Genomic DNA, 350 nt, shown 5'->3' on the forward strand with positions numbered 1-350 from the left:
TGGCCGCGTCGTCGAGCGTCGGGTCCACGAGGAACTGCGACCCGAGGTTCGACGTGAGGATGAGGATCACGTTGCGGAAGTCGACCGTGCGCCCCTGACCGTCCGTGAGGCGTCCGTCGTCGAGCACCTGCAGGAGGATGTCGAAGACCTCGGGGTGCGCCTTCTCCACCTCATCCAGCAGCACGACCGAGTACGGACGGCGCCGGACGGCCTCGGTCAACTGACCGCCCTCGTCGTAGCCCACGTAGCCCGGAGGGGCGCCGACGAGGCGCGAGACGCTGTGCTTCTCGCCGTACTCGCTCATGTCGATGCGGACGATCGCCCGCTCATCGTCGAACAGGAAGTCCGCG

The 350-nt window shown here is 67.7% G+C and carries 1 protein-coding gene; it reads right to left on the reverse strand.

Annotated elements, in window-relative coordinates; genetic code table 11:
• Positions 1–350: AAA family ATPase (locus tag D9V41_RS16965; RefSeq protein ID WP_166376117.1), on the reverse strand; the 350-nt coding region annotated here is incomplete at both ends.

This window comes from Aeromicrobium phragmitis (genome assembly GCF_003674095.1).
Lineage (GTDB): Bacteria > Actinomycetota > Actinomycetes > Propionibacteriales > Nocardioidaceae > Aeromicrobium > Aeromicrobium phragmitis.